Below are 21,971 nucleotides of genomic sequence, written 5' to 3' on the forward strand. Positions count from 1 at the left end.
CTTGATCATCTGTTTACTGATCACTGGTCATCGTCAATGATAACATTTACAAGGGAATTGATAATATCGTACTAGAATACAGCCCGGCTATTGACTTTCATACTAATCGTGAATGAACAAAACTGTTTCTAACCCAAGAAGGAACCTGATTCTATGAGTATGAATATCGATTGGCATGGCGTTTATCCGGCAATTACCACCAAATTTAATGAAGATGAATCACTGGACCTAGATACCTTTCGGGATCATCTGCGCGTACAGGTAGAAGCAGGTATCCATGGAATTATTCTGGCAGGTTCACTGGGAGAGGCCAGCACGCTCAACAGGGAGGAAAAATTACAACTGTTGGACACGGCTCTGGATGAGGTAGGAGATGAGATCCCCGTACTCCTGAATATTGCCGAGAGCACGCAAAGAGATGCGATACAGCTCACTAAAGAAGCCGAAGTAAAAGGGGCGTCCGGGATTATGTTGTTGCCCCCCATGCAGTACAAAGCTGACAAGCGGGAAGTGGTATCTTATTTTAAAGCAGTGGCCGAGGCAACAGATCTTCCCATCCTAATCTACAATAACCCAGTAGACTACGGTATTGAGGTGACGTTGGATATGTTTGAAGAGTTAATTGAGTATGACAACATCCAGGCTGTAAAAGAATCGACCCGGGATCTGACGAATGTAACGCGCATGAAAAATCGATTTGGCGATCGAATAAAGATATTATGCGGCGTTGATACGCTGGCCATGGAAGCGATGGTGATGGGTGCCTGCGGATGGGTGGCCGGATTAGTGTCAGCCTTTCCGGATGAGACTGTAGCCATCTATGAGTTAGTAAAAGCGGGACGTATTGAAGAGGCCCGAGAGATCTACCGCTGGTTTATGCCGCTGCTCGAGCTGGATATCAATTCGAAACTGGTGCAAAATATTAAGCTAGCCGAAGTGGCAACAGGGGTGGGTACCGAACATGTACGCAAGCCGCGCCTCCCTCTGATTGGTGAAGAGCTTGAGCATGTACAAAGTGTTATATCAGAATCATTAGAAAAACGACCAAAGCTACCCGAAATTCAACAGCCGGTAAGTTCACGATAGATATCGAATTACATTTTAGTATTGAATATTAAGCTTAAAAGTGGTTTAAAGTTATGGTTGAAGGAGTAAATTTTATTGGAAAGACGACATCTTGCGAAGGAGCACAAACGTTTCGTGCATATGATCCGCAAAAAAATAAAGAGCTTTCAGAACAGTTCAGCATTGCAACCCGCCAGGAAGTGGGGCAGTCCCTGCAGAAAGCGCAAGAAGCATTTTTAGCATACCGGCACGTAAGCGGCCATAGAAAGGCAGACTTCCTGGACCAGATTGCCGAAGAGATAATGGGCTTGGGCAACGAGCTGGTAGAACGGGCATCTGCGGAATCAGGCTTGCCGACCGGACGCATAGAAGGTGAGCGCGGGCGGGCTTGTAATCAGCTGAAGATGTTTGCAGATCTGCTGCGAGAAGGCAGTTGGGTAGATGCACGAATCGACAAAGGAGAGCCCGATGTGCGTCGCATGTTGGTGCCGCTGGGACCAGTGGTGGTATTTGGGGCCAGTAATTTTCCGTTGGCATTTTCTACGGCCGGTGGCGATACGGCCTCGGCTCTGGCGGCAGGTTGCCCGGTGGTGGTGAAAGGCCATGAGTCGCACCCCGGCACTAACGAGCTTGTTTCTGGGGCGATTATTAAAGCGGCGCAGAAAACGGAGATGCCCGATGGCGTCTTTAGCAGTCTGAATGGTGGTCCCGAAGTAGGTGGGGACCTTGTACGACATCCACTGACCAAAGCGGTTGGGTTTACGGGATCCTTCAGTGGCGGTAAAGCAATATTTGATATGGCCCAGCAGCGTGATGAGCCTATCCCCGTTTATGCTGAGATGGGAAGTGTCAATCCCGTGTTTTTGTTGGATGATAAACTCGCTGCCTCGGCTGAGGAGCTTGCCGAGCAGTATGCCGGTTCGGTGAATTTAGGGGTTGGGCAATTTTGTACGAATCCCGGACTGATTATTGCCAAAGAAGGGAGCGATCTGGATACCTTTAAAAAAGTGTTGGCAGAAAAGCTTAATGATAACCCGACTGGTTGTATGTTGAGCCCCAAGATTTCAAAAAGCTATAAGCAACAGCGAACCAGGATGTTTGAGCAGTCGGGTATTGAGGTGGTAGCCGCTCCCGAGGAAGAATCCCAAACGCGGGGAGCCGGTGCCGTGGCTGCTACTACCGCTGAGTATTTCATTTCCAACGAGAAGCTGGGTGAAGAGGTCTTTGGTCCTTTTACCTTGGTTGTGTCTTGCAGTGATGATGCCCAGATGCATCAGGTTGCTAACAGTTTAGAGGGGCAGCTTACAGTTACCTTTATGGGAGAAGATGAGGAGCTTGCCGATCGTAAATTACTGATAGATACTTGTCGTGAAAAAGCCGGGAGAATCATTTTTAATGGGGTGCCAACCGGAGTAAGGGTGTGCCAGGCAATGCATCACGGCGGGCCGTTTCCTGCTACCATCGATTCGAAGTTTACCTCTGTGGGAACGACCGCTATCGAGCGGTTTGTACGTCCTGTAGCTTTCCAGGATTGCCCGGAGATCTTGCTACCAGATGAACTTAAGGATGATAATCCGCTGGGCATCCACCGTATCGTAGATGGCAATTTAACAAGGTAGAATACTTATCAATTCTAATAATTCACCATGGCTAAAAAACGATTTTTCTGTATCGATGCCCACACCTGTGGCAATCCGGTGCGGCTGGTTGCCGGGGGCGGTCCGTTGCTGGATGGTAACTCCATGGCCGAACGGCGGCAGCACTTCCTCAAGGAGTATGACTGGATTCGTAAAGGTCTGATGTTTGAGCCTCGTGGTCACGATATGATGTCGGGCAGTATCCTATATCCTCCTACAGATTCCGAGAATGATATCGGCATATTATTTATCGAAACCAGTGGTTGTTTGCCAATGTGTGGACATGGTACAATCGGTACGGTAACTGGGATGATTGAGGAAGGCTTGGTCACGCCCAAAGAACCGGGAAAGGTACGGTTGGAAGTCCCGGCGGGATTGGTTAAGGCGGAATACACCAAAGAGGGGGACCGGGTCAGTTCGGTGAAAATAACGAATGTACCCAGCTATCTAGCAGCCGAAGAACTAGAAGTGGAATGTCCGGATCTTGGGTTGCTCACCGTTGATGTGGCCTATGGGGGGAACTTTTATGCTATTGTAGATCCCCAGGAAAATTTTCCCGGTTTGCAGGATTACCAGGCAGACCAACTGATTAGCTGGAGTCGACAACTTCGTGATTCTCTTAATGAACAATATGAATTTGTGCACCCCGAAGATGAGCACCTCCGGGGACTCAGTCATATTATGTGGACCGGAGATACCATAGATGATAGTTCAACGGCGCGTAATGCGGTGTTCTATGGGGATAAAGCTATTGATCGATCGCCCTGCGGTACCGGAACGTCGGCGCGTATGGCCCAGTGGGCAGTCAAAGGAAAACTCAAAGAGGATGATAAGTTCATCCACGAAAGTATCATTGGAAGTAAATTTATCGGGCGTATTGAAGGAAGAACTACCGTCGGAGATCAGCCTGCCATTATCCCCAGTATTGAGGGATGGGCACGTATTTACGGTTACAATACTATCGTAATTGATGATGAGGATCCCTATGCGCATGGTTTTCAGGTGATTTAGCTTTACTGCAACTTTACTAATTCCGTCGCTTCGCTGCGCCATTACTAATTCCGTCGCTCCGCTGCGGAATTAGTGGGGTATGGCAATAAAGAAATTAATATCAATATTATGAAAGACAGCAAAGATGTTCTTATTATAGGAGCCGGTATTGCCGGCATCAGCGTAGCATACTACCTGAATAAAGCCGGTGTGGACGTAACGATTCTGGATAAAGGAGATGGTAAAGACAATTGCTCGTACGGAAATGCCGGAATGATCGTACCCAGCCATATCATCCCCCTGGCATCGCCGGGTATCATAAAAAAGGGACTCAGATGGATGCTCAGTGCCGAAAGCCCCTTTTACATTCGTCCCCGATTGAGCCGTGATTTATTAGAATGGGGATGGAAGTTCAAGAAAGCTTCGACAACAAGGCATGTGGAAGAAGCTGCGCCACTGCTCAGAGATTTATTACTTAAGAACCGGGAACTACTGATCGAGCTGGAGCAGCAAGAAGATCTGGATTTTGATTTTCGGAAGAACGGGCTGTTTATGTTTTGCAATACCGAAAAAGGACTGGAGGAAGAGGCCGAAGTTGCCCGCAAGGCCAGGAAGCTGGGAATCCCCGCTGAGATTCTTACTGCTGAGGAAGCCCGGGAGATGCAGCCGGACTTGGATCTGGATATCATGGGTGCTACCTACTTTCCCAAAGATGCTCACCTTCATCCCGGCTCCTTAATGGATGGTTTGAAAAGGACGATAGAGCTAAAAGGAGTCCGTTTTGAGTATAATTGCGAGGTGCGGTCTTTTGTAAATCATAAGGGAGATGTAGAGGGCGTAAAAACAGCAGATGGCAGAGTATTTCGTGGTTCAGATGTAGTTATAGCAACAGGGGCATGGGCACCTACATTGTGTAAAGCACTTAATGTGAAGATTCCAATGCAAGCCGGTAAGGGATACAGTATCACGCTGAAAGATCCGAAAGTGCTGCCGAAAAATTGTGGAATATTCTCGGAAGCCAAAGTGACGATGACGCCCATGAATAGGAGCTTGCGGTTTGCCGGGACGATGGAAATTACCGGCACTAACACTAGTATTACTCCGAAAAAAATAACAGGCCTTAAAAAGTCAGTATGCAGGTATTTGCCGGAATATGAGATGTCAGATCTTGATACAGACGATATCTGGGTAGGACTGCGACCGATATCTCCGGATGGTCTGCCCTATGTAGGAGCTTTTCATGGATATAAGAATGTTTATACATCCACGGGCTATGCAATGATGGGGATGAGCCTTGGTGCGGTTTGTGGAAAAACTGTAGCGGATTTAATTATGGGCAAAAAGGCAGATCTGGTACATCCGTTAACCGATCCAAATAGATTTGAATAAGTACGGTAAAGAATAAAGATTTATTCTGAATTTAATATTACAGAGTGTTATAATCATAAAAACGAAGAAGTATTTAATAAATCAGGACTTTATGCACCGTTTTAATTCTTTACTCCCTTTGGCTCTATGTTCTTTAATTTTTGTAGCAGCTGTTTCTTGTAGTCAAGAAAAGTCATTTTCCTGGCAGCTTGTTCATCAGCAAGAAAAGCTTTCTCTGAGGGGGATTTCGGCTATTGATAGTTCTGTTTGCTGGGCTAGTGGTACTGATGGTACGGTTCTACTAACTACTGATGGTGGCACAAGTTGGGAAGATCGATCTGTTCCCGGTGCCGATAGCCTGGACTTTCGGGATATTGAAGCGTTTGATGAAAAGACAGCAGTTGTGATGTCGGCAGGTGAGGGCAGTCTTTCTCAATTGTATAAGACGGAAGATGGCGGGGAGAGTTGGACAAAGGTTCATCAAAACAAACAGCCGGAAGGCTTTTTCAATGCTATAGCGTTCTGGGATCGTGAGCATGGCGTGTTGCAAGGCGACCCTGTTAACGGACGCATCTATGTGTTAGTAACTTCTGACGGTGGTAATAGCTGGTCAGAAATACCACTGCAACAGATGCCCGATGGTGTCCGGGGAGAATACGGCTTTGCAGCCAGTGGAACTCATCTTACTGTTCAGGGAGAAAATAATGCCTGGTTGGGAACAGGAGGACGTAAAGCCCGAGTTTTTAAAACAACTGATAAAGGACAAAGTTGGAGTAGCCATGAAACGCCGATTATTTCGGGGCGAGCGTCTACCGGGATTTTTTCTTTGGCCTTCCGCGACCAAGATTATGGGGTGGCTGTTGGCGGCGACTACAATAAAGAACTGCAAGCAAAAAAGAGTGTGGCTATAACAGAAGATGGTGGAACCTCTTGGCAATTGGTTGAAGAGGCAGAGTTAGACTACCGATCAGTAGTGCGTTATGCAGCCCCTTATTTCATTACTGCGGGTCCGTCCGGTTCTGAATACTCATCGGATGGAGGTCACACCTGGAAACCTATTGAAGGTACAAGCTTCCATTCTATCAGCGTCGGGCAGGATGGAACGAATGCTGTTTGGGCTTCGGGCAGTAATGGTCGTATCGCCAAGCTGGTAATTAATTAACGGGATATCGACTTCTAATTGGGGGTTGCTTTGCTTCACTCGTAATGACGAATTCAGATTTGAGTGTTTTGCAAAGTTCGCTGTTAATTATTGTATTGGATGATGTGGGGGCTCGATGACAATTGCTCAAATTTTTGAGCGTAGTTCTTGGGAGTGGTTTCTGTAATGCGTTTAAACTGCCTGTTAAAGTTCGAAACGTTGTTAAAGCCGCTTTCATAGCAGATCCGGGAGATATTCATGTCGGAATTGCGCAATAGCTTACAAGCTTGTGCTACTCGTACCTCATTTAAAAATTGAGTGAAGGTTTTACGTGTTCTCTTCTTAAAAAAGCGACAAAAAGAGGTTTTGCTGTAATTGGCAATCTCAGCAATGGTTTCCAGTTGGATATCCTCTTGATAATGATTGAGGATGTAGTTGATAATATTATTTATACGCTCGCTGTCTTTATCATCAGGAGGATGGGTACTACTTTTCTGAGCCAGGTATGCATATTCTTTAGATTGGGCCAGCTTATGCAATATTGATAGGGTTTCCAGGAAACGATCAAAACCAGAGGTATCGAGGAGATGATGCATGCGCCGGCCGATTTCTTCTGCTATATCAGTCGAAAAAACCAAGCCGCGATTGGCGCGTTCAATTAGCTTTTTTATAATGGCAGTTTCAGAGATGTCAAAGAAGCCATCCCCAAGAGATGTTTCGTGAAAAAAGATAGAGACGGCACGCGATTTCTTTTCACAGTCATTGCGAAAGAATTGTGCATCACTTTTCAGGATATGACTCTGATTGGATCCAAATAGAAAAAGGTCGCCGGGCTTAAAGGTCGTGATCGAATCTCCAATGAAAAGGTCACCGGTTCCTTCAAGGATATACACCAGCTGTAGTTCCGGATGATGGTGAAGCTGGTCATAAAAGTGAGGTTGATTGTCGTATTGTACGACGATTCCTTCTTCTTCAATTTTAGGGATCTGGAAATAGATCGATTTATCTGTCGACATAGTACAATATTACCACAAAATAGGATAAAAGTGGAATTATGTAATAATATTATACGGATATAGTAAGGATTACAAATCTATTTTAGTGCAGCCCTTAAGCTATAGGTTCTACATCATCGTTTTCCACACCGCCCCATTCCAGGTAATGATTACGAACTTCGATGATATGTTCCTCCAGGTTTTCGAGGCTCCAGTCACTGGTATCGATAGCGTCATGAATATGAGCAGTAAGCTCGCCGGACTTGGTAATCATCGTTCCGCCTTTACTGAGCTGGCGGTTCCCTTCAAAATAGATGGGCACAATAGGATAGTTCAGATCCATAGCCATACGAAAGGGACCTTTTTTGAATGGTCCGATAATACCGGGATGCTTTCGAGACCCTTCAGGCGCCATCATAATAGATAATTCGTCGCGATGAATACGCCGGTGCGTTTTTTTAAGCGTCTCTATTGCTTTGTCAGACTTTTGTCGTTTAATAAATATCTGTCCCGTCAAACGCCCAAGAATCAGAAAGATTGGGTTGTATTGAAACTCCCATTTGGCTACAAACCGGATTTTGGGCAATCCAAGTGCCAAAAGCGTTAAAACATCCAGCGTAGAACTGTGATTGATAATAAAGACCGCAGGGCTAGTCAGGCTGTCGGTATGATATTTTACATTAAAACGAATGCCGCTCATCCAAAATGCCGGGCGCACCATCAGCGGTGCAATCCGCTCAACAACAAGGTTAGAAGCTTTTCCGAAGCTGACTAGCAGCAGAAAAAGAATGATGGGTGTAAAGATCAAAAATGTAATAAAGAATACGATAATTGTGAGAATGCTACGAACGTACTCCCAAAAGCCAAAGCCAGTTTTTTCCATAAGAGCGTTTGATCTAAAACTAATGTCCGCGTAAATATAGTAAAATGATTGTGGAATGATAGGGCAACTCGCATTTGATTTGATGCTCGGTTTTAAGCAGGTTAGAGTGACCTTTTAAAAAAATAACCAAATAAAGAATGACGGATACAAGCAGCTCAATTCTTACTCAACTATCCAAAGGGAATCGGATTAACATTGGTATTGCTCTTATTATAATTGTATTGGGGGTTGTTTTTGCTGGTGAGCTTCCTCAATACGGTGATCATTACGGAATTTGGTCCGTGCTTCCCCCGCTTATTGCTATTGTGTTGGCTTTTTGGACGCAAGAGGTAGTAAGTTCCCTGTTTGTAGGTATTGTATTAGGGGGATTTATTTCCGGCAATATCAATATTATAGATGCTTACCTGCTACCGTCAATTGGAACCGAAAATTTTGCGCTTATCTTGCTGGTGTATCTTTGGTCGCTGGGTGGGTTAATCGGTATTTGGACACGCACCGGCGGTGCCGAACGTTTTGCTGACTGGGCCGCGAGCAAGGTTGTGCGCGGACCTAAATCCGCCAAGTTTTTTACCTGGATGATGGGATTGATCTTTCACCAGGGCGGAACCATTAGTACGGTTTTGACCGGGGCAACCGTTCGTCCTATTTCAGATGAACAGGGCGTTTCGCACGAAGAAAGCTCTTATATGGTTGACTCTACCGCTTCGCCGGCCGCCACCGTGATACCCTTTAATGTTTGGCCACTCTATATTGCCGGCTTGTTGGTAGGTACGATTCCGCTGTTTGAAACTAACCAGGACGTTGTTAGCTTTTTTATTCAGGCTATTCCCTTCAACTTTTACGGTATTCTGGCTCTTTTGATGACCCTGCTTTTTGCCTGGGAGATGCTCCCCTGGATTCCGAGTAAGAAAATGCGTGAAGCCATTAAACGATCTCGTGAAACGGGGAAGCTGGATCGAGATGGTTCTGAGCCGATGTCTTCAAAAGAACTGACAGAAATGGATATACCGGAAGATTATAATTCTGGATTGATTGATTTCTTTGGTCCCATTGGTACGCTTCTGGGAGTAGCAATTATTCCCTATATAGTTACCTTTTATGTTATGGGAAATACCGAAGACCCTCTCTTGATGATTGCCGAGGCTTTTGTTTTAGCAGTGCTTGCGGGGATGTTTATCGCCTTGGCCAAAGGTATGGAGCTTAAAACGGTGATGGATGGTTTCGTTGATGGCTGTAAGGGAGTAACCATTGGGGCCATTGTATTGGCATTGGCAGTAACGCTGAAAGAGGTAGCCGAATCGGTGGGTACGGCTGAGTACGTAGTTGCGTTGGTAGGTGATGCTATATTACCGGCGTTTTTACCAGCTATTTTAATGGGATTGTGTATGTTAATTGCTTTTGCAGCGGGAACCTCCTTTGGTACGTATGCTGTGGTGTTTCCGGTGGCAATGCCGCTGGCTTGGGCCATATTGCCTGATCCATTCTTTATCACGCTTTGCTTTGGAGCAGTAGTAGGGGGTAGTGTATTTGGGGATCAGTGTTCGCCTATCTCCGATACCACCATTCTCTCATCACTGGCTACCGGTAGTGATTTGATGGATCACGTAAAAACGCAGATACCGCTTGCTCTGATGGCTGCTGGACTTGGGGCAGGGCTTTATACCTTATTAGTGATATTGTTTGTGTAAGAATGAAGAGCTGCTGTTTTTATATAAAATTAACTTTCAATATTTGATGTACAGTGTGGGCAGCGTCTTGCTTCTACAGGGATATCTGAAAAGCAGAATTGGCACTTCTTTATAGCAGGTGAAACCGGTTCCGGTGTTTGCTTAGGTCTTTTTAGTTTATTTATATATCGCACAAGCAGAAATACGGTGAAAGAAACGAGGCCGAAGCTAATTACCGCATTGAAAAAGGTTCCGTATCGCAGTACAACTGCCCCAGCTTCCTGAGCTATTTGTAGGCTAGAGTAGGGACCCGGTGTGGTTCCCTCTTTAAGGACAAGAAAGGCGTTTCCGAAATCGATTTCGGTGGTTAATAGTCCCAACGGTGGCATTAGGATGTCTTTAACCAGAGACTGTACGACCGTTGTAAAAGCTGCGCCAATAATAATTCCAACAGCCATGTCAATGACATTACCCCGAACGGCAAACTCTTTAAATTCTTTAAACATATTGCAGCTTTTTATAGTAGGTAAAAAGTTATACCGATAGGTTATCGTGGTTGTTAAAATTTTACTAAAAACCTACAGTGTACCTCTGTCAGGGATATTAAAAGAAGCAAACACTATTCTTGCGGAATAATGGCAGAGATATGATCGAAGTTGAGATACACTTCTTCTAACTCCTTGCCATCTTCTCCTATTATCTCAACTTTGTCGAGTACATCGTTGGGCTTAATAGATTCCGCTTCTATCGTTTCTGTTACGCCACTTTCGAAAATGATTTTATATTCCATTTTACGAAATAGGGTTTAATGCGAATTAGAAACTATTCTTCTTCGGAGCTGTTATCCTCTTCTTCAGTATTTCCTTTGTCAGTTTCCGTAGCTTTGGCTTCGCTCTCTTCTGCCTCTTCTTGAGTTCCGTCTTTATCCTTGTCTAAGCTACCGTTAAGCCATTCCATAACCTTTTTACCGGGAACTTCTTCATGTTCGATAAGTTCATCGGCCAGGCGGTCAAGGATCTCCCTGTTTTCCGTAATCGTTTCCATAGCACGGTCATAGGCCTGTACAAGAATACGTTTGACTTCCTGGTCAACCTTTTGGGCCGTATCCTCACTGTATTCCTTTGGGTTGCCCATTTGTTCGCCAAGGAAAACCTGTTCGCGTTGGCTGCCAAAGGCGATGTTGTTGAACTCTTCACTCATACCCCAGTCGAGAACCATCTTTCGGGCCAGTGTGCGAATCTGCTTGAGGTCATTTTCAGCACCACTGGTAGCAGTATCAAAAATGAGATTCTCAGCAGCACGTCCCCCCATCATAACGGCCATACGATCGAGCATATATTTCTTCTCATATAGCAGTTTTTCTTTTTCCGGTAGCTGCATGGTAACTCCCATTGCTTTACCCCGAGGTATTACAGTAACCTTATGAATAGGATCGGCATTGGGCAGCACAGCGGCCACGATAGCGTGTCCTGCTTCGTGGTAAGCCAGTAATTTCTTCTCGTGGTCTGAAAGTCTGATCCCTTCGCGTTTCAGTCCCATCATTACTTTGTCGCGGGCTTGGTCAATATCTTGCTGTTCAATGGATTTGCGTTTATACCGTGCAGCAATTAATGCAGCTTCATTCAGTAAGTTGTGGAGGTCGGCACCACTGAATCCGGGTGTTGATCGGGCAATTTCTTCGAGATCAACCTGATCAGAAAGCTTTTTGTTTTTGGCATGGATCTCCAGGATCTGTTCTCTGTGTTCTTGAGTAGGCAAGTGCACAGTAATCTGGCGATCGAATCGGCCGGGGCGCAGTAGCGCTTTATCAAGAATATCGGGGCGGTTAGTTGCACCCATCACTACTACCCCTGCATTAGGTTCAAAACCGTCTAGTTCTGAAAGGAGCTGGTTGAGAGTTTGTTCTCGTTCATCATGTCCGCCCCCAAGTCCTGCGCCACGCTTACGCCCAATAGAGTCGATTTCATCAATAAAGATGATAGCCGGTGATTTCTCTTTGGCTTTCTCAAACATATCGCGAACGCGCTTTGCACCAACACCAACAAACATCTCCATAAAGTCGGATCCGGTAATAGTAAAATAGGGGACGCCTGCCTCACCGGCTACAGCCCGTGCCAATAACGTTTTTCCGGTACCGGGAGGGCCTACCATCAGTACTCCTTTGGGGATTTCTCCACCGAGTGAATCAAATTTATCAGGGTGCTTTAAAAAGCTGATGATCTCCTGAAGTTCCGTTTTTGCCCCTTTAAGTCCGGCCACGTCGTCAAAGGTGGTATCCACTTTTTCGGCATCCTGCAGTTTGGCTTTACTTTCACCAATCTTAAACATGTTTTGTCCCTGCATTTTCATCTGTCGGAAAAACTGCAGACCAATGAGTACTAAAAAGGCAAGTGGGATTCCCCACAATAAAACTGTCCACCAGTTGAAGTTGCTTTTGGGGAGCGTTTGAACCTGTACTTCGTGTTCTTCCAGCATCGTCATTAGTTTCTCATCACCGAAAGAAGGCAGGTACGTTATAAAACTTTTATATCGGGTAGTGTCATTTTGGGAAGCATTGAGGGCCGTACGTTGTTCCAACTTTCCTTCGATCTGTTCGCCGCGAATAGTAACCTTCTCGACATTGTCATTTTTGATCTGGCTACGAAATTCACTGTAATCGATGGTGGGCGGTCCTCCTAAAAAACCACCACTTTGTGAACTGAAAAGCCAAAAGCCGAGGAGGGCAGCAATAACGATCCAATAAAACGTATACTGGTGTTTTCCGCCGGGGCCTTGAATTCCCTTGTTGTTTTTAGAGTCTTTGTTTTTCTGCTGTTGGTTCTTTTTCTCAGACATAAACTGTAGTTAAATGAGATCCGATAACGTTGAATAAATTCAATACAAAGTTAACGAAAGTTATCGGGCAAGACATTCCATTAATAGTAAGTAATTTATAGCAAAAAAGCCTCTGAGGCTATCAACCAGCAGAGGCTTAAGAGAGAGATTCTTTACATAATTGTGAGTCGGGAGGGGATCGAACCCACGACCCACGCCTTAAAAGGGCGTTGCTCTACCATCTGAGCTACCGACTCTTGGGTTAAAAACGAGAGTCCAAATATACAGGTTTCAGGCACTTAATTTCAAGAAAAAAATAATAAAAATTTATTATTACCAGATAACCACTTTAACAGCCGATAAGCTGCTAAGTTTAGTTAAAAAATTAATATCTTAAGGGGCATTGGTTTTAAATTTAAGAATTGATTCTTGCAAAAAGAGAAAGTAGGCGACGTTTTTATTTATCCCATTTGCATACCTACCCCTTTTGCAGTGGGTGATGTGTTTTGTTATCTGATTAACGATGAAAAGAATGTGCTGGTTGATACCGGCCATTATGCCCCCAATTCACTATCTGTTTTGGAGGAAGAGTTAGAAAAGTATGGTGTTGCTGTGCGAGACCTCGATGAGATCTGGCTAACGCACGGTCATCCCGATCATTATGGACAGGCAGCCGGATTAGCAGACCAGTCGGGGGCCGTGATCTATGGGCATCCCAAAGAGCGGGCAAATTTTGCAGCCAATAATGACGGTGAGCTTTTTAAGGCGTTTTTCGATCGTCATCGTATTCCGTCGGAACTTACGACAAAGATGATAGAACAGCTCGAGTGGTTGCAACAGTATCAACAACCTATTGAGCCGGAATGGATTACGGCCGGAGATAGGTTAAGCAGCGGATCCATCAATGTTGATGTTCATTTAACACCCGGCCACGCCCCCGGACACCTTGCGTTTGTTACGAATGGAGACGTCATTTTTAGCGGTGATCTGTTACTCGGACATATCAGTACAAATGCCCTTATTAATTTTGATGCCGACAGTGGTGAGCGCAACAAAAGTTTGCTACAGTATCGCACATCACTGCAGTGGATTAAAAAACAGCAGGGGGTGGTACTGCCCGGTCACGGCAAGAAGATTCGTGATATCAACGAAGTGGCCAGCCATCATCTGTCTGAGCATCAAAAACGGTATCAAAAAATCCAACAGCTTTTAGAGCAGCAGCCAATGAGCCTGATGGAACTTTCCAATACGATGTTCCCCGACCCAATCAAAGAAGGCGCCATATTCTTGGTACTCTCGGAGGTGTTGGGATATTTGGATTGGGGCATTGAAGAAGGCACAATCTATTTGGATGAAACTACTATGGAATACCGAACTGTTACCGAATGAAAGAGTGGAATTATGAATTAGGAATTGCGAATTTAGAATTTGATAATTGACTTAGCTATCAAAAGATTCCATTAACCTTTAACCTGTAACCAGCAATTAGTATGGCTACAATATTCAGCAAAATTATTGAGGGCGATATTCCGTGTCACAAAGTAGCGGAAACGGATAACCATATTGCATTTTTGGATATCAATCCTATTGCGGAGGGGCATACCCTGGTAGTCCCCAAAAAAGAGATCGATTACTTTTTTGACCTGCCGGATGCACTTATGGAGGAGACGATGGATGTTTCAAAAACGATTGCCAAAGCTATTGATGAAACACTGAATCCACTCAGGACCGGGGTGATTGTTCAGGGGTTGGAAGTGCCGCATGCCCATGTACATTTGATTCCTCTATATAAAGAGAACCAGGTGATGGCACTGGGCCACAATGTAAATGTAAGTGAGGATCGTATGTTAGAAATTAAAAAACAAATTGCAGCGAGAGTAGATTTATGAAATTATCAATTCTAAATGGACCTAATTTGAATATGCTGGGCAAGCGCGATCCGGAACAGTATGGAGAGGATACGTTGCAGGATATAGAGCAACTCCTTATTGATCATTTTCCCGATCACGAGATGGTCTTTTTCCAAAGTAACCTAGAAGGGGAATTGGTAGAGGCTGTACAATCGCTGATGGATAGTGATGTGGATGGCGTTATGGTTAATTTCGGAGGCTACTCGCATACGTCGGTGGCCATTCGTGATGCCCTGGCACTTATCAATATCCCCATAGTAGAGGTGCACCTTTCCAATATTCATGCTCGCGAAGAGTTTCGGGAAAAAACACTTACCGGCTCCGTTGCGGATGGCATTATCACCGGCCTGGGGAAACAAAGCTATCTGCTTGGAGTACATGCCCTTGAAAGACTTATCGCAGATTAGGTAGAATATTATCAGTCTCAATGCCACCCCGGTATCGTTTCAGGGGTCATTTTATTAGATCAAAATCCGGAACTCCGTTTGAAAAAACTACGCGAACTTTTTTCTGATACTATCGTTTACGGAATCAGTAATGTGCTGGCCCGATTTATCGGGTATTTGATGGTTCCCTTGCATACCGGTGCTTTTTTGCCTTCCCAGTATGGGGTGGTGAGCTTGGTATATGCAGGTCTGGCATTTCTGAATGTTATTGCCACTTTTGGAATGGAGTCGGGTTATCTGCGATATGCTAAAGATCGGGAAAATGCGCAGGATATTTTTACAACTCTGCAGATAGGGCTGGGCGTATTTTCCTCCTTGTTTGTTTTGTTACTAGCCCTGCTGGCCCCCTTGATAATGCCCACTATGAACCTGGTCGAAACAGGGAACCAGAACCTGTTTTGGTTGATGCTGGGGATCTTATGGTTCGATACTATGGGCTTGGTGCCGTTTTCAGAACTACGTCTTGATCGCAGAAAATGGCTCTTTGCTTTTTTAAAAACCGGGAATATTATCGTTAACGTGGGGCTGCAGATTTATTTGATCCTGGGATTAAACTGGGGCATTGATGCGATATTTTTTGCCAGTTTTATCGCTTCCGGGCTTACAGCACTAGTAATATGGTTGGCAACAGCCAATCTGTTTACAGGTAATTGGAATACGCCCATTTTAAAATCAGTTTTGAAATTTGGGTTACCGTTTATTCCGGCCGGACTTGGTTTCGTAATCAACGAAATGCTTGACCGATTCTTTTTGGGTAATTATATGTCCCAGGAAACAGTAACCCAGCTTTATGGACCTGATTTGATACCGGACGATATTGTGGGGATCTACAGTGCTTGTTACAAGCTTTCAGTTTTTATGCTATTGTTGGTGCAGATGTTCCGTATGGCCTGGCAGCCCTTCTTTTTGCGTAATGCCGATGATCCGGAAGCACCGGGGTTGTTTCGGGAAGTATTTCGCTATTACAATGCCATGGCAGGGATCTGTTTTCTGGTTATTGCACTGTTTGCCGGATATATCGTTCAGATAAAAGTACCACTGATAGATGCCTATATAGTAGGTAAAGAGTATTGGGCCGGTCTCGGTATTGTACCAATATTGTTAGGGGCATATTGGTTCCACGGATGGTATATGAACTTTACCGCCGGTATTTTTATCGAAGAAGAGACAAAAGTATTACCGGTTATTACCTTGATTGGGGCAGCGGTTACAATTTTGGCAAATCTTTTATTAATTCCTGTATACGGAATGATGGGCTCTGCTACCGCTACGCTTATCAGTTATGGCATTATGGCAATGCTTCTGTATTATAAAAGCACACAGTTTTTTCCGGTTAACTACCAGATCGTTCGTACGTTTTTAATGATGGGTGTAGGTGCAGCAGCGATCTATTTTCAGCCACAAGCAACAGAATGGTTTCAGTCGGAATGGACAGGTCGCTTCATGATGTTGTTAATAGGCAGTGCAGGAATACTGATATTGTCGATTCCGTCTTCAATCAGTACACGCTTGTGGTTTTTACAGAACGACTAATTATTTATTTAGGATCAGCATCCTGCTGCAGACTAATATTATTTTGAAATAATTAAGTCATTATTTGGGGGTTATTATTATGAAAGGTAAAGTGGGTATTTATGTAGATGCGGTAAATGTTACAATGAACGGTGGCTTTGGGTTACGCTATGACATTCTCCGTAAGTTTGCATGTCGTGATGGGGCCTTACCGGCACGGATGAATGTCTATCTGGCGTATGATAAAGATCGGGCCGAAGAGGATGAATCCTACCGAAACAAAACGGCTCGTTTTAGTGAAGTACTTCGTGATTTTGAGTACAAGGTGATAGAGAGACCCGTACAGTATTACGAGGATGAAGAAACCGAAGAGGTGATTACCCAGTCTACCGTAGATATGGATATGGCCGTGGATGTGGTGATGCAGGCCAATCACCTTGATAAGCTTATTTTGCTTACCAATAATGCCAGCTATGAAAGCGTTGTGAATGCCGTACAGGATAAGGGCGTACGAGTAGAGGTTATCGGCTTTGATGATATGTCGGAAAACCTTAAGAAGGCCGCCGATATGTATATTTCGGGCTACCTTATTCCCGGCTTGCTACCCATAGAATCACCCTATGCCTGGGGCAAAAAAGGATCCCGGGTACGGGGCGTTTGCTATGACTTTTCCCATAACGACGGCTACGGCTTTCTGCGTTTCCTCGTTAAGATGGATGAAAACCTGTGGATCACCGATTCCCGCTTTGAGGAGTCTCCATACAACACTGTTTTTGCTCATATCTCACAGTTCGAAGATAATTTTGATACCAGTTTTTTACCCAGCCGCGACCTGATCTTTGAGTTTGACCTGGTAGAAAATGATAAGGGGCTTGTCGCCGAAGATATTGTGTTGGTAAGTGCACCATAATTGCTGGGGGAAATTTCTGAGGCTACATAAGCTCCCTTCTTTCTGAAAGCTGCTAGCAATCAAGCAGGTCAATAGAGCTCTTTGATTAAGATACAGTTTATACTGCTTTTTGTTGCAGCTTATCACAATTCTTAACTGTATTTCAATTAGTATTAAAGACTATTTTGTCTTAAATTAAGAGTTGCTTTTACACCTTGATCGGTTGTGGGGGCATATCAAGTAGGTTGAAAAAACTGGTTGGCTAAAAGATTGACTAAAAAATATCACTATGGAAAGTATAAAGATTGCGCAACAGGCCCCGTTAAATCACATGCGCCAGTTTATGGCGGATTTGGAGTTGGATGAAGAGAATTTTGAGTTCTATGGTAAGTATACCGGTAAGATCCGGTTGAACGTTATGGAAAAATTTAAGGATCGCCAGGATGGCAAGCTGATTCTCGTTACGGCAATGACGCCTACCCCAGCCGGAGAAGGGAAGACATTGACCTCTATTGGGTTGGGACAGGGTTTGCAAAAGATTGGCAAAAAGCCACTTATTACGCTGCGAGAGCCCTCGCTGGGACCGGTATTTGGAATAAAAGGAGGGGCAGCCGGTGGGGGATATTCCCAGGTGATACCGATGGAGCGTATTAATCTCCATTTCAATGGAGATATTCATGCACTTTCGACGGCTCATAATCTTTTGGCAGCGATGCTCGATAATCATATCTACAAAGGAAACGAGCTGGATATTGATGTGACTAACGAACTATGGAACCGAGCTATGGATATGAATGACCGTGCACTCCGAAACACCGTGGTTGGGCTTGGCGGCAGAGTGAATGGCGTGCCGCGGGAATGTAGCTTCTTAATTACAGCAGCTTCAGAGATTATGGCTATTTTGGCCCTTGCTACTTCAAGAGCTGATTTGAAAGAGCGGCTCGGAGATATCGTTGTGGGATATAATCGTGCCGGTAAAGCGGTAAGAGCACGTGATCTTGGTGCACACAAAGCGATGGCAATGGTACTTAACGAAGCAATAATGCCTAATTTGGTACAGACACTGGAACACGTGCCTACTCTCATTCATGCCGGACCATTTGCAAATATTGCCCATGGTACGAGCAGCATTATTGCCAATAAGATTGGATTAAAGTTAGCCGATTACGTGGTCACAGAAGCAGGCTTTGGGGCCGACTTGGGAGCTGAAAAATTCTTTGACATAGTATGTCGGTCTTCAGATATCTGGCCGTCTGCAGTTGTTCTCGTAGCTACCTGTCGTGCTATTAAACATCATGGCGGATTATCCGTAGATGAGGCACAAAATGGTTATAACGATCCAGAGATTTTCGAAAGGGGACTGGAGAACCTGAAGGCACATATCAAGAATATGAAGAAGTTTGATGTGCCCCTTGTTGTAGCTGTCAACAAGTTTGAAGGTGACCGGCAAGAAGATATTGATAAGATCATTGCAACTTGCGAAGAACTGGGTGTAGAATGTGCCCCGCATGAAGGTTTTGCCAAGGGCGGCGAAGGAGTAACAGAACTGGCTTATAAAACAGCGGAACTTGCTGATGACAATCCCAACCCTTCAAAAGTTACGTTGTATGATCTTGAAGAGCCCGTGGAAGAAAAGGTTCAGAAGGTAGCGACTGAAATTTATGGGGCCGGTGATATCTATTTTGAGAAGAAAGCACTCAAAAACTTAGCACGTTTCAAAGAGTTGGGATATGGAGATCTGCCTATCTGTATCGCTAAAACACAGTCCTCACTTTCTGACAATCCTAAATTAAAGGGAGCACCCGAAGGATTTACTCTGACGGTAACCGATGTTCAGCTCTCTGCCGGGGCGCGATTCTTGGTTATTATTTGTGGTAATATGATGCTGATGCCGGGACTCCCCAAGCGGCCCGCTGCCATGGATATGGATGTTGACGAAGATGGGGTTATAACGGGCCTATTCTAACATTTACAGAAATACATATTTAAGCAATAGAGACTCCGGGTTGGTCTGCCGGAGTCTTTTCTTTTGTTTTATGATGAGAATTTGAAATCGATAGAACATGATTTTTTAAACAAAATTAGTATTACTCTCTTGGGTAAACCAATAACCCTTTATTAGTTCCTATATAGAAATTGGTTTTGTCGATTGTAATTGCAGTAATTATTTGTTGTTTTGATAGTTTAGGCTGATATAGTGCCCAGGTTCCATTTTCAAAAATGGAAAACTCTTTTTTAGAACGAGCCACAATAAGCTCCCCCTGCTTTGAAAAGTTCAGGATCTGGGGTAGATTTGGACCTATTCTGTGATGCCATTCCTCATTTTTAAAGATACTGATACCATTTCGTTTGGTACCAATCCATACCATGCCCTTTGGGCCGATTACTACACCTGTAATATGATTTGAAGGTAAGCCAGTAGATTTATCATATAAATGCCATTGGTTCCCATTATACTTATTGAGGCCGCGATAGGTGGATAACCAAATATTGCCTGTTTGATCAGTAGTTAAGCCAGAGACAATATCTATGAATAATCCTGATTTGTTATCGTGCTGCTGCAGAACTTGATCTTGCCAGGCAATTAATAATGTTGTTTCAAACCCTCTGTTTCCGGCAATCCAAAGTGTACCGGTAGAATCAAAGACCATTTTGCGAGGCAGAAATGTAAACTCTTTAGGTGTTTCTTTCTCCCACTTTGTGCCATCAAAGTTTGCAAATCCTGTATTACCAACGAGCCACAGTTTATTTGAATGGATGGTAAGATCAAATATCTGTTGGCCGGGGAGGATGTAAGTGTCATCGACAATTTGATGCTCGGTTAGGGCTTTGTTGAGTTTAATTAAACCACCGTGGGTTGCTAACCAAATCTTATTGTTAAAAATAGCGACAGAAGTAATGGTCTGTTTATCAAGAATCTGGTTGTCATCGTTGAGAACATATATTTGGGAAAAGCCTAATGCCGGAGTAAGCAATAGGGTGTACAGTAGCAGGTATCGCATATAATTAGGAATTACATTACTATCTTGTTAGTAATATGTCTTGCCGAATCATAAAAATCAAAGAAAGGGGAATAAAGAAGGTGGACTTAGGTGTAATATTTGTATGAGAAGATAAAAAGCAGGGCTGGCAGAGGATTAGTATCCCTTTAAATAGAAAAAAGGACTCCGGTATGGTCTGCGGAGTCCTTTTTTTAAAATGCAAGTAGTGAGGGCCTTACGTCCTCAATTTATTGCGATTTATTTGTCCATCAGCTGACGGAACTCTTTAAGTACAGAGTGAACGTGGTCGGCTGACTCATTTAAAAGTTCTTGTTCTTCTTCGTTTAAGTCAACTTCTATTACCTCTTTGATTCCACCCTCACCAAGCTTCACAGGAACGCCGAGAAACAGGTCTTCTTGCCCGTATTCGCCGTTTAAGTGTGCAGCACATGGGAAGACACGATCTTGGTCTAGTACGATCGCTTCAACCATCTGTGCGGCAGCGGCACCGGGTGCATACCATGCAGAGGTCCCCATCAGGTTTACAAGTTCGCCGCCACCGCCTTTGGTGCGCTCTACAATTTCTTCGAGCTTGTCATCGTCAATGAACTGTTTGATAGGCATACCGCAAACAGTAGTGAAACGAGGCAGCGGAACCATCGTGTCGCCGTGTCCACCAAGCAGAAGTGCTTGAATATCTTTTGGTGAAACTCCAATCTCTTCGGCCAAGAAGGAGCGGTATCGCGCAGTATCCAGGATACCGGCCATTCCCATAACTCGGCTAGAGTCGAAACCACTGGTTTCGAGGGCAACCTGGGCCATTACATCAAGCGGATTGGAAACAATGATTAAAATAGTGTTTGGAGAGTGCTCAACAAGATTGCTAACTACATCCTGTACAATATTAGCATTGGTTTCGAGCAGATCATCGCGGCTCATTCCCGGCTTACGGGGAACTCCGGCCGTAATAACGCAAACATCAGAACCGGCCGTATCTTCATAATCAACGGTTCCCGTCAGTTTGGTATCAAACTTATGAATGGGCGACGATTCCCACTGGTCAAGCGCACGACCTTTAGAGGGATAAATCTTTTCGCCATTGTGTTCTTGTACAATATCAACCATTACAACTTCCTTGGCGAAATCGCGCTGTGCAACTGACAAGGATACTGTTGAGCCGACATTTCCACCGGCACCGACTACTGTTACTTTCATGAGACTAATAGTTTTAGGGATTATAAATTTAGGCTAAAGATAAGATTTTCTGTCTTGAATATCAGGGGTTACCTTCTTGAGGTTTGGATGTTGGAAGTTAGATGTTGGAGGCTGGATGTTGGAATTTGAAGTGTCGAAGTTCGATGCTGGAGATTGGAGGTTAGAGGCTGGATGTTGGGACTCAGGATAATTAGGAATTGAGAATTAAAAATTAAGAATTAAAAAAGTCCTGCTTTGTCACTTTGTTGCTCTGTTACTCAACTTCTTAATCCCCAATTACTAATAGGGACCTTTGCAAAACCAGGCAGTCATCCTGACTGTAATGAAGGATCTCCCTTTCAACGGCAGCAGATGGATACTGGAGATTCTTCGACAAGCTCAGAATGACGAAATCAAAGGTTTTGCAAAGCCCTCTAATAACAAATAACTGGTCACTGTTAACTGATAACTAAGTACTC

General features: G+C 44.4%; 20 protein-coding genes and 1 tRNA gene. 13 read left to right on the plus strand and 8 right to left on the minus strand.

Features of this window, described 5'->3' with window-relative positions; genetic code table 11:
* Positions 1 to 159 precede the first annotated feature (159 nt).
* From G3569_RS12650 to G3569_RS12670, 5 genes are all read left to right on the plus strand, one after another.
* Entirely contained in the window at positions 160 to 1,086 is a 927-nt protein-coding gene (locus tag G3569_RS12650) for a dihydrodipicolinate synthase family protein (RefSeq protein WP_165269823.1), read from the plus strand.
* Positions 1,087 to 1,139: 53 nt separating this feature from the next.
* Positions 1,140 to 2,684, plus strand: a complete 1,545-nt coding sequence (locus G3569_RS12655; RefSeq protein WP_165269697.1) for an aldehyde dehydrogenase (NADP(+)) — start codon at positions 1,140 to 1,142, stop codon at positions 2,682 to 2,684.
* Positions 2,685 to 2,711: 27 nt separating this feature from the next.
* Positions 2,712 to 3,713 carry a 4-hydroxyproline epimerase gene (locus G3569_RS12660; RefSeq protein ID WP_165269699.1) on the plus strand — a complete coding sequence of 334 codons (1,002 nt, stop codon included), beginning with the start codon at positions 2,712 to 2,714 and terminating at the stop codon, positions 3,711 to 3,713.
* A 108-nt stretch (positions 3,714 to 3,821) separates the two neighbouring features.
* The gene (locus tag G3569_RS12665; RefSeq protein ID WP_165269701.1) at positions 3,822 to 5,081 is read left to right on the plus strand and encodes an NAD(P)/FAD-dependent oxidoreductase; all 1,260 of its coding nucleotides are present in this window, start codon (positions 3,822 to 3,824) and stop codon (positions 5,079 to 5,081) included.
* 91 nt (positions 5,082 to 5,172) lie between these two features.
* Positions 5,173 to 6,222: a WD40/YVTN/BNR-like repeat-containing protein gene (locus G3569_RS12670; RefSeq protein WP_165269703.1), complete on the plus strand. Its 1,050-nt coding sequence runs from the start codon at positions 5,173 to 5,175 to the stop codon at positions 6,220 to 6,222.
* 83 nt (positions 6,223 to 6,305) lie between these two features.
* Here the strand turns inward: G3569_RS12670 and G3569_RS12675 are convergent, their stop codons facing one another.
* Positions 6,306 to 7,217 (minus strand): AraC family transcriptional regulator, encoded by a 912-nt coding sequence (locus G3569_RS12675; protein ID WP_165269705.1) that lies wholly within the window; start codon positions 7,215 to 7,217, stop codon positions 6,306 to 6,308.
* Between the two features lie 94 nt (positions 7,218 to 7,311).
* Positions 7,312 to 8,079: a lysophospholipid acyltransferase family protein gene (locus G3569_RS12680; RefSeq protein WP_165269707.1), complete on the minus strand. Its 768-nt coding sequence runs from the start codon at positions 8,077 to 8,079 to the stop codon at positions 7,312 to 7,314.
* 137 nt (positions 8,080 to 8,216) lie between these two features.
* Here G3569_RS12680 and G3569_RS12685 point away from each other — a divergent pair, with 137 nt between their 5' ends.
* Positions 8,217 to 9,767, plus strand: a complete 1,551-nt coding sequence (locus G3569_RS12685; RefSeq protein ID WP_165269709.1) for a Na+/H+ antiporter NhaC family protein — start codon at positions 8,217 to 8,219, stop codon at positions 9,765 to 9,767.
* A 29-nt stretch (positions 9,768 to 9,796) separates the two neighbouring features.
* Here G3569_RS12685 and mscL read toward each other — a convergent pair whose 3' ends face one another.
* From mscL to G3569_RS12705, 4 genes are all read right to left on the minus strand, one after another.
* Complete coding sequence (gene mscL / locus G3569_RS12690; RefSeq protein ID WP_165269711.1) at positions 9,797 to 10,252, minus strand: large conductance mechanosensitive channel protein MscL; 456 nt, start codon at positions 10,250 to 10,252, stop codon at positions 9,797 to 9,799.
* A gap of 113 nt (positions 10,253 to 10,365) precedes the next feature.
* Positions 10,366 to 10,536, minus strand: coding sequence for a hypothetical protein (locus G3569_RS12695; protein WP_165269713.1), 171 nt, complete (start codon positions 10,534 to 10,536; stop codon positions 10,366 to 10,368).
* A 32-nt stretch (positions 10,537 to 10,568) separates the two neighbouring features.
* Positions 10,569 to 12,581 carry an ATP-dependent zinc metalloprotease FtsH gene (gene ftsH, locus G3569_RS12700; protein WP_165269715.1) on the minus strand — a complete coding sequence of 671 codons (2,013 nt, stop codon included), beginning with the start codon at positions 12,579 to 12,581 and terminating at the stop codon, positions 10,569 to 10,571.
* A 163-nt stretch (positions 12,582 to 12,744) separates the two neighbouring features.
* Positions 12,745 to 12,817, minus strand: a tRNA-Lys gene (locus G3569_RS12705).
* 172 nt (positions 12,818 to 12,989) lie between these two features.
* On the opposite strand from G3569_RS12705, the gene G3569_RS12710 reads away from it, so the two are divergent.
* The 6 genes from G3569_RS12710 (at position 12,990) to G3569_RS12735 (ending at position 19,283) form a co-directional block, all read left to right on the plus strand.
* Complete coding sequence (locus tag G3569_RS12710) at positions 12,990 to 13,949, plus strand: MBL fold metallo-hydrolase (protein ID WP_165269717.1); 960 nt, start codon at positions 12,990 to 12,992, stop codon at positions 13,947 to 13,949.
* A 101-nt stretch (positions 13,950 to 14,050) separates the two neighbouring features.
* Positions 14,051 to 14,449 carry an HIT family protein gene (locus G3569_RS12715; RefSeq protein ID WP_165269719.1) on the plus strand — a complete coding sequence of 133 codons (399 nt, stop codon included), beginning with the start codon at positions 14,051 to 14,053 and terminating at the stop codon, positions 14,447 to 14,449.
* Positions 14,446 to 14,877, plus strand: a complete 432-nt coding sequence (aroQ, locus tag G3569_RS12720) for a type II 3-dehydroquinate dehydratase (RefSeq protein ID WP_165269721.1) — start codon at positions 14,446 to 14,448, stop codon at positions 14,875 to 14,877. Before G3569_RS12715 ends, aroQ begins: the two co-directional genes overlap by 4 nt.
* A gap of 78 nt (positions 14,878 to 14,955) precedes the next feature.
* Positions 14,956 to 16,449 carry a lipopolysaccharide biosynthesis protein gene (locus tag G3569_RS12725; RefSeq protein WP_165269723.1) on the plus strand — a complete coding sequence of 498 codons (1,494 nt, stop codon included), beginning with the start codon at positions 14,956 to 14,958 and terminating at the stop codon, positions 16,447 to 16,449.
* A 79-nt stretch (positions 16,450 to 16,528) separates the two neighbouring features.
* Positions 16,529 to 17,338 carry a LabA-like NYN domain-containing protein gene (locus G3569_RS12730; protein WP_165269725.1) on the plus strand — a complete coding sequence of 270 codons (810 nt, stop codon included), beginning with the start codon at positions 16,529 to 16,531 and terminating at the stop codon, positions 17,336 to 17,338.
* Between the two features lie 268 nt (positions 17,339 to 17,606).
* Positions 17,607 to 19,283: a formate--tetrahydrofolate ligase gene (locus G3569_RS12735; protein WP_165269727.1), complete on the plus strand. Its 1,677-nt coding sequence runs from the start codon at positions 17,607 to 17,609 to the stop codon at positions 19,281 to 19,283.
* 121 nt (positions 19,284 to 19,404) lie between these two features.
* On the opposite strand, the gene G3569_RS12740 is transcribed toward G3569_RS12735, so the two are convergent.
* Together G3569_RS12740 and mdh are read right to left on the minus strand one after the other, a co-directional pair.
* Positions 19,405 to 20,319 carry a two-component regulator propeller domain-containing protein gene (locus G3569_RS12740; RefSeq protein WP_165269729.1) on the minus strand — a complete coding sequence of 305 codons (915 nt, stop codon included), beginning with the start codon at positions 20,317 to 20,319 and terminating at the stop codon, positions 19,405 to 19,407.
* 237 nt (positions 20,320 to 20,556) lie between these two features.
* The gene (gene mdh / locus G3569_RS12745) at positions 20,557 to 21,513 is read right to left on the minus strand and encodes a malate dehydrogenase (RefSeq protein ID WP_165269731.1); all 957 of its coding nucleotides are present in this window, start codon (positions 21,511 to 21,513) and stop codon (positions 20,557 to 20,559) included.
* A gap of 292 nt (positions 21,514 to 21,805) precedes the next feature.
* Here mdh and G3569_RS18810 point away from each other — a divergent pair, with 292 nt between their 5' ends.
* A complete protein-coding gene (locus G3569_RS18810) occupies positions 21,806 to 21,940 on the plus strand; it encodes a hypothetical protein (protein ID WP_276611352.1) in 135 nt (44 codons plus the stop codon).
* Positions 21,941 to 21,971: the final 31 nt, after the last annotated feature.

It is taken from the genome of Fodinibius halophilus, assembly GCF_011059105.1.
In the GTDB taxonomy this organism is placed as follows: Bacteria; Bacteroidota; Rhodothermia; order Balneolales; family Balneolaceae; genus Fodinibius; species Fodinibius halophilus.

Excerpts from the sequence above, each read along its gene's own strand:
- aroQ (WP_165269721.1), top strand. The coding sequence starts at position 14,446 with ATGAAATTATCAATTCTAAATGGACCTAATTTGAATATGCTGGGCAAG.
- G3569_RS12650 (WP_165269823.1), top strand. The coding sequence starts at position 160 with ATGAATATCGATTGGCATGGCGTTTATCCGGCAATTACCACCAAATTT.
- G3569_RS12740 (WP_165269729.1), bottom strand. The coding sequence starts at position 20,319 with ATGCGATACCTGCTACTGTACACCCTATTGCTTACTCCGGCATTAGGC.
- G3569_RS12695 (WP_165269713.1), bottom strand. The coding sequence starts at position 10,536 with ATGGAATATAAAATCATTTTCGAAAGTGGCGTAACAGAAACGATAGAA.
- G3569_RS12680 (WP_165269707.1), bottom strand. The coding sequence starts at position 8,079 with ATGGAAAAAACTGGCTTTGGCTTTTGGGAGTACGTTCGTAGCATTCTC.
- G3569_RS12665 (WP_165269701.1), top strand. The coding sequence starts at position 3,822 with ATGAAAGACAGCAAAGATGTTCTTATTATAGGAGCCGGTATTGCCGGC.
- G3569_RS12735 (WP_165269727.1), top strand. The coding sequence starts at position 17,607 with ATGGAAAGTATAAAGATTGCGCAACAGGCCCCGTTAAATCACATGCGC.
- G3569_RS12675 (WP_165269705.1), bottom strand. The coding sequence starts at position 7,217 with ATGTCGACAGATAAATCGATCTATTTCCAGATCCCTAAAATTGAAGAA.
- G3569_RS12715 (WP_165269719.1), top strand. The coding sequence starts at position 14,051 with ATGGCTACAATATTCAGCAAAATTATTGAGGGCGATATTCCGTGTCAC.
- G3569_RS12670 (WP_165269703.1), top strand. The coding sequence starts at position 5,173 with ATGCACCGTTTTAATTCTTTACTCCCTTTGGCTCTATGTTCTTTAATT.
- G3569_RS12655 (WP_165269697.1), top strand. The coding sequence starts at position 1,140 with ATGGTTGAAGGAGTAAATTTTATTGGAAAGACGACATCTTGCGAAGGA.
- mdh (WP_165269731.1), bottom strand. The coding sequence starts at position 21,513 with ATGAAAGTAACAGTAGTCGGTGCCGGTGGAAATGTCGGCTCAACAGTA.
- mscL (WP_165269711.1), bottom strand. The coding sequence starts at position 10,252 with ATGTTTAAAGAATTTAAAGAGTTTGCCGTTCGGGGTAATGTCATTGAC.
- G3569_RS12660 (WP_165269699.1), top strand. The coding sequence starts at position 2,712 with ATGGCTAAAAAACGATTTTTCTGTATCGATGCCCACACCTGTGGCAAT.
- ftsH (WP_165269715.1), bottom strand. The coding sequence starts at position 12,581 with ATGTCTGAGAAAAAGAACCAACAGCAGAAAAACAAAGACTCTAAAAAC.
- G3569_RS12685 (WP_165269709.1), top strand. The coding sequence starts at position 8,217 with ATGACGGATACAAGCAGCTCAATTCTTACTCAACTATCCAAAGGGAAT.
- G3569_RS12730 (WP_165269725.1), top strand. The coding sequence starts at position 16,529 with ATGAAAGGTAAAGTGGGTATTTATGTAGATGCGGTAAATGTTACAATG.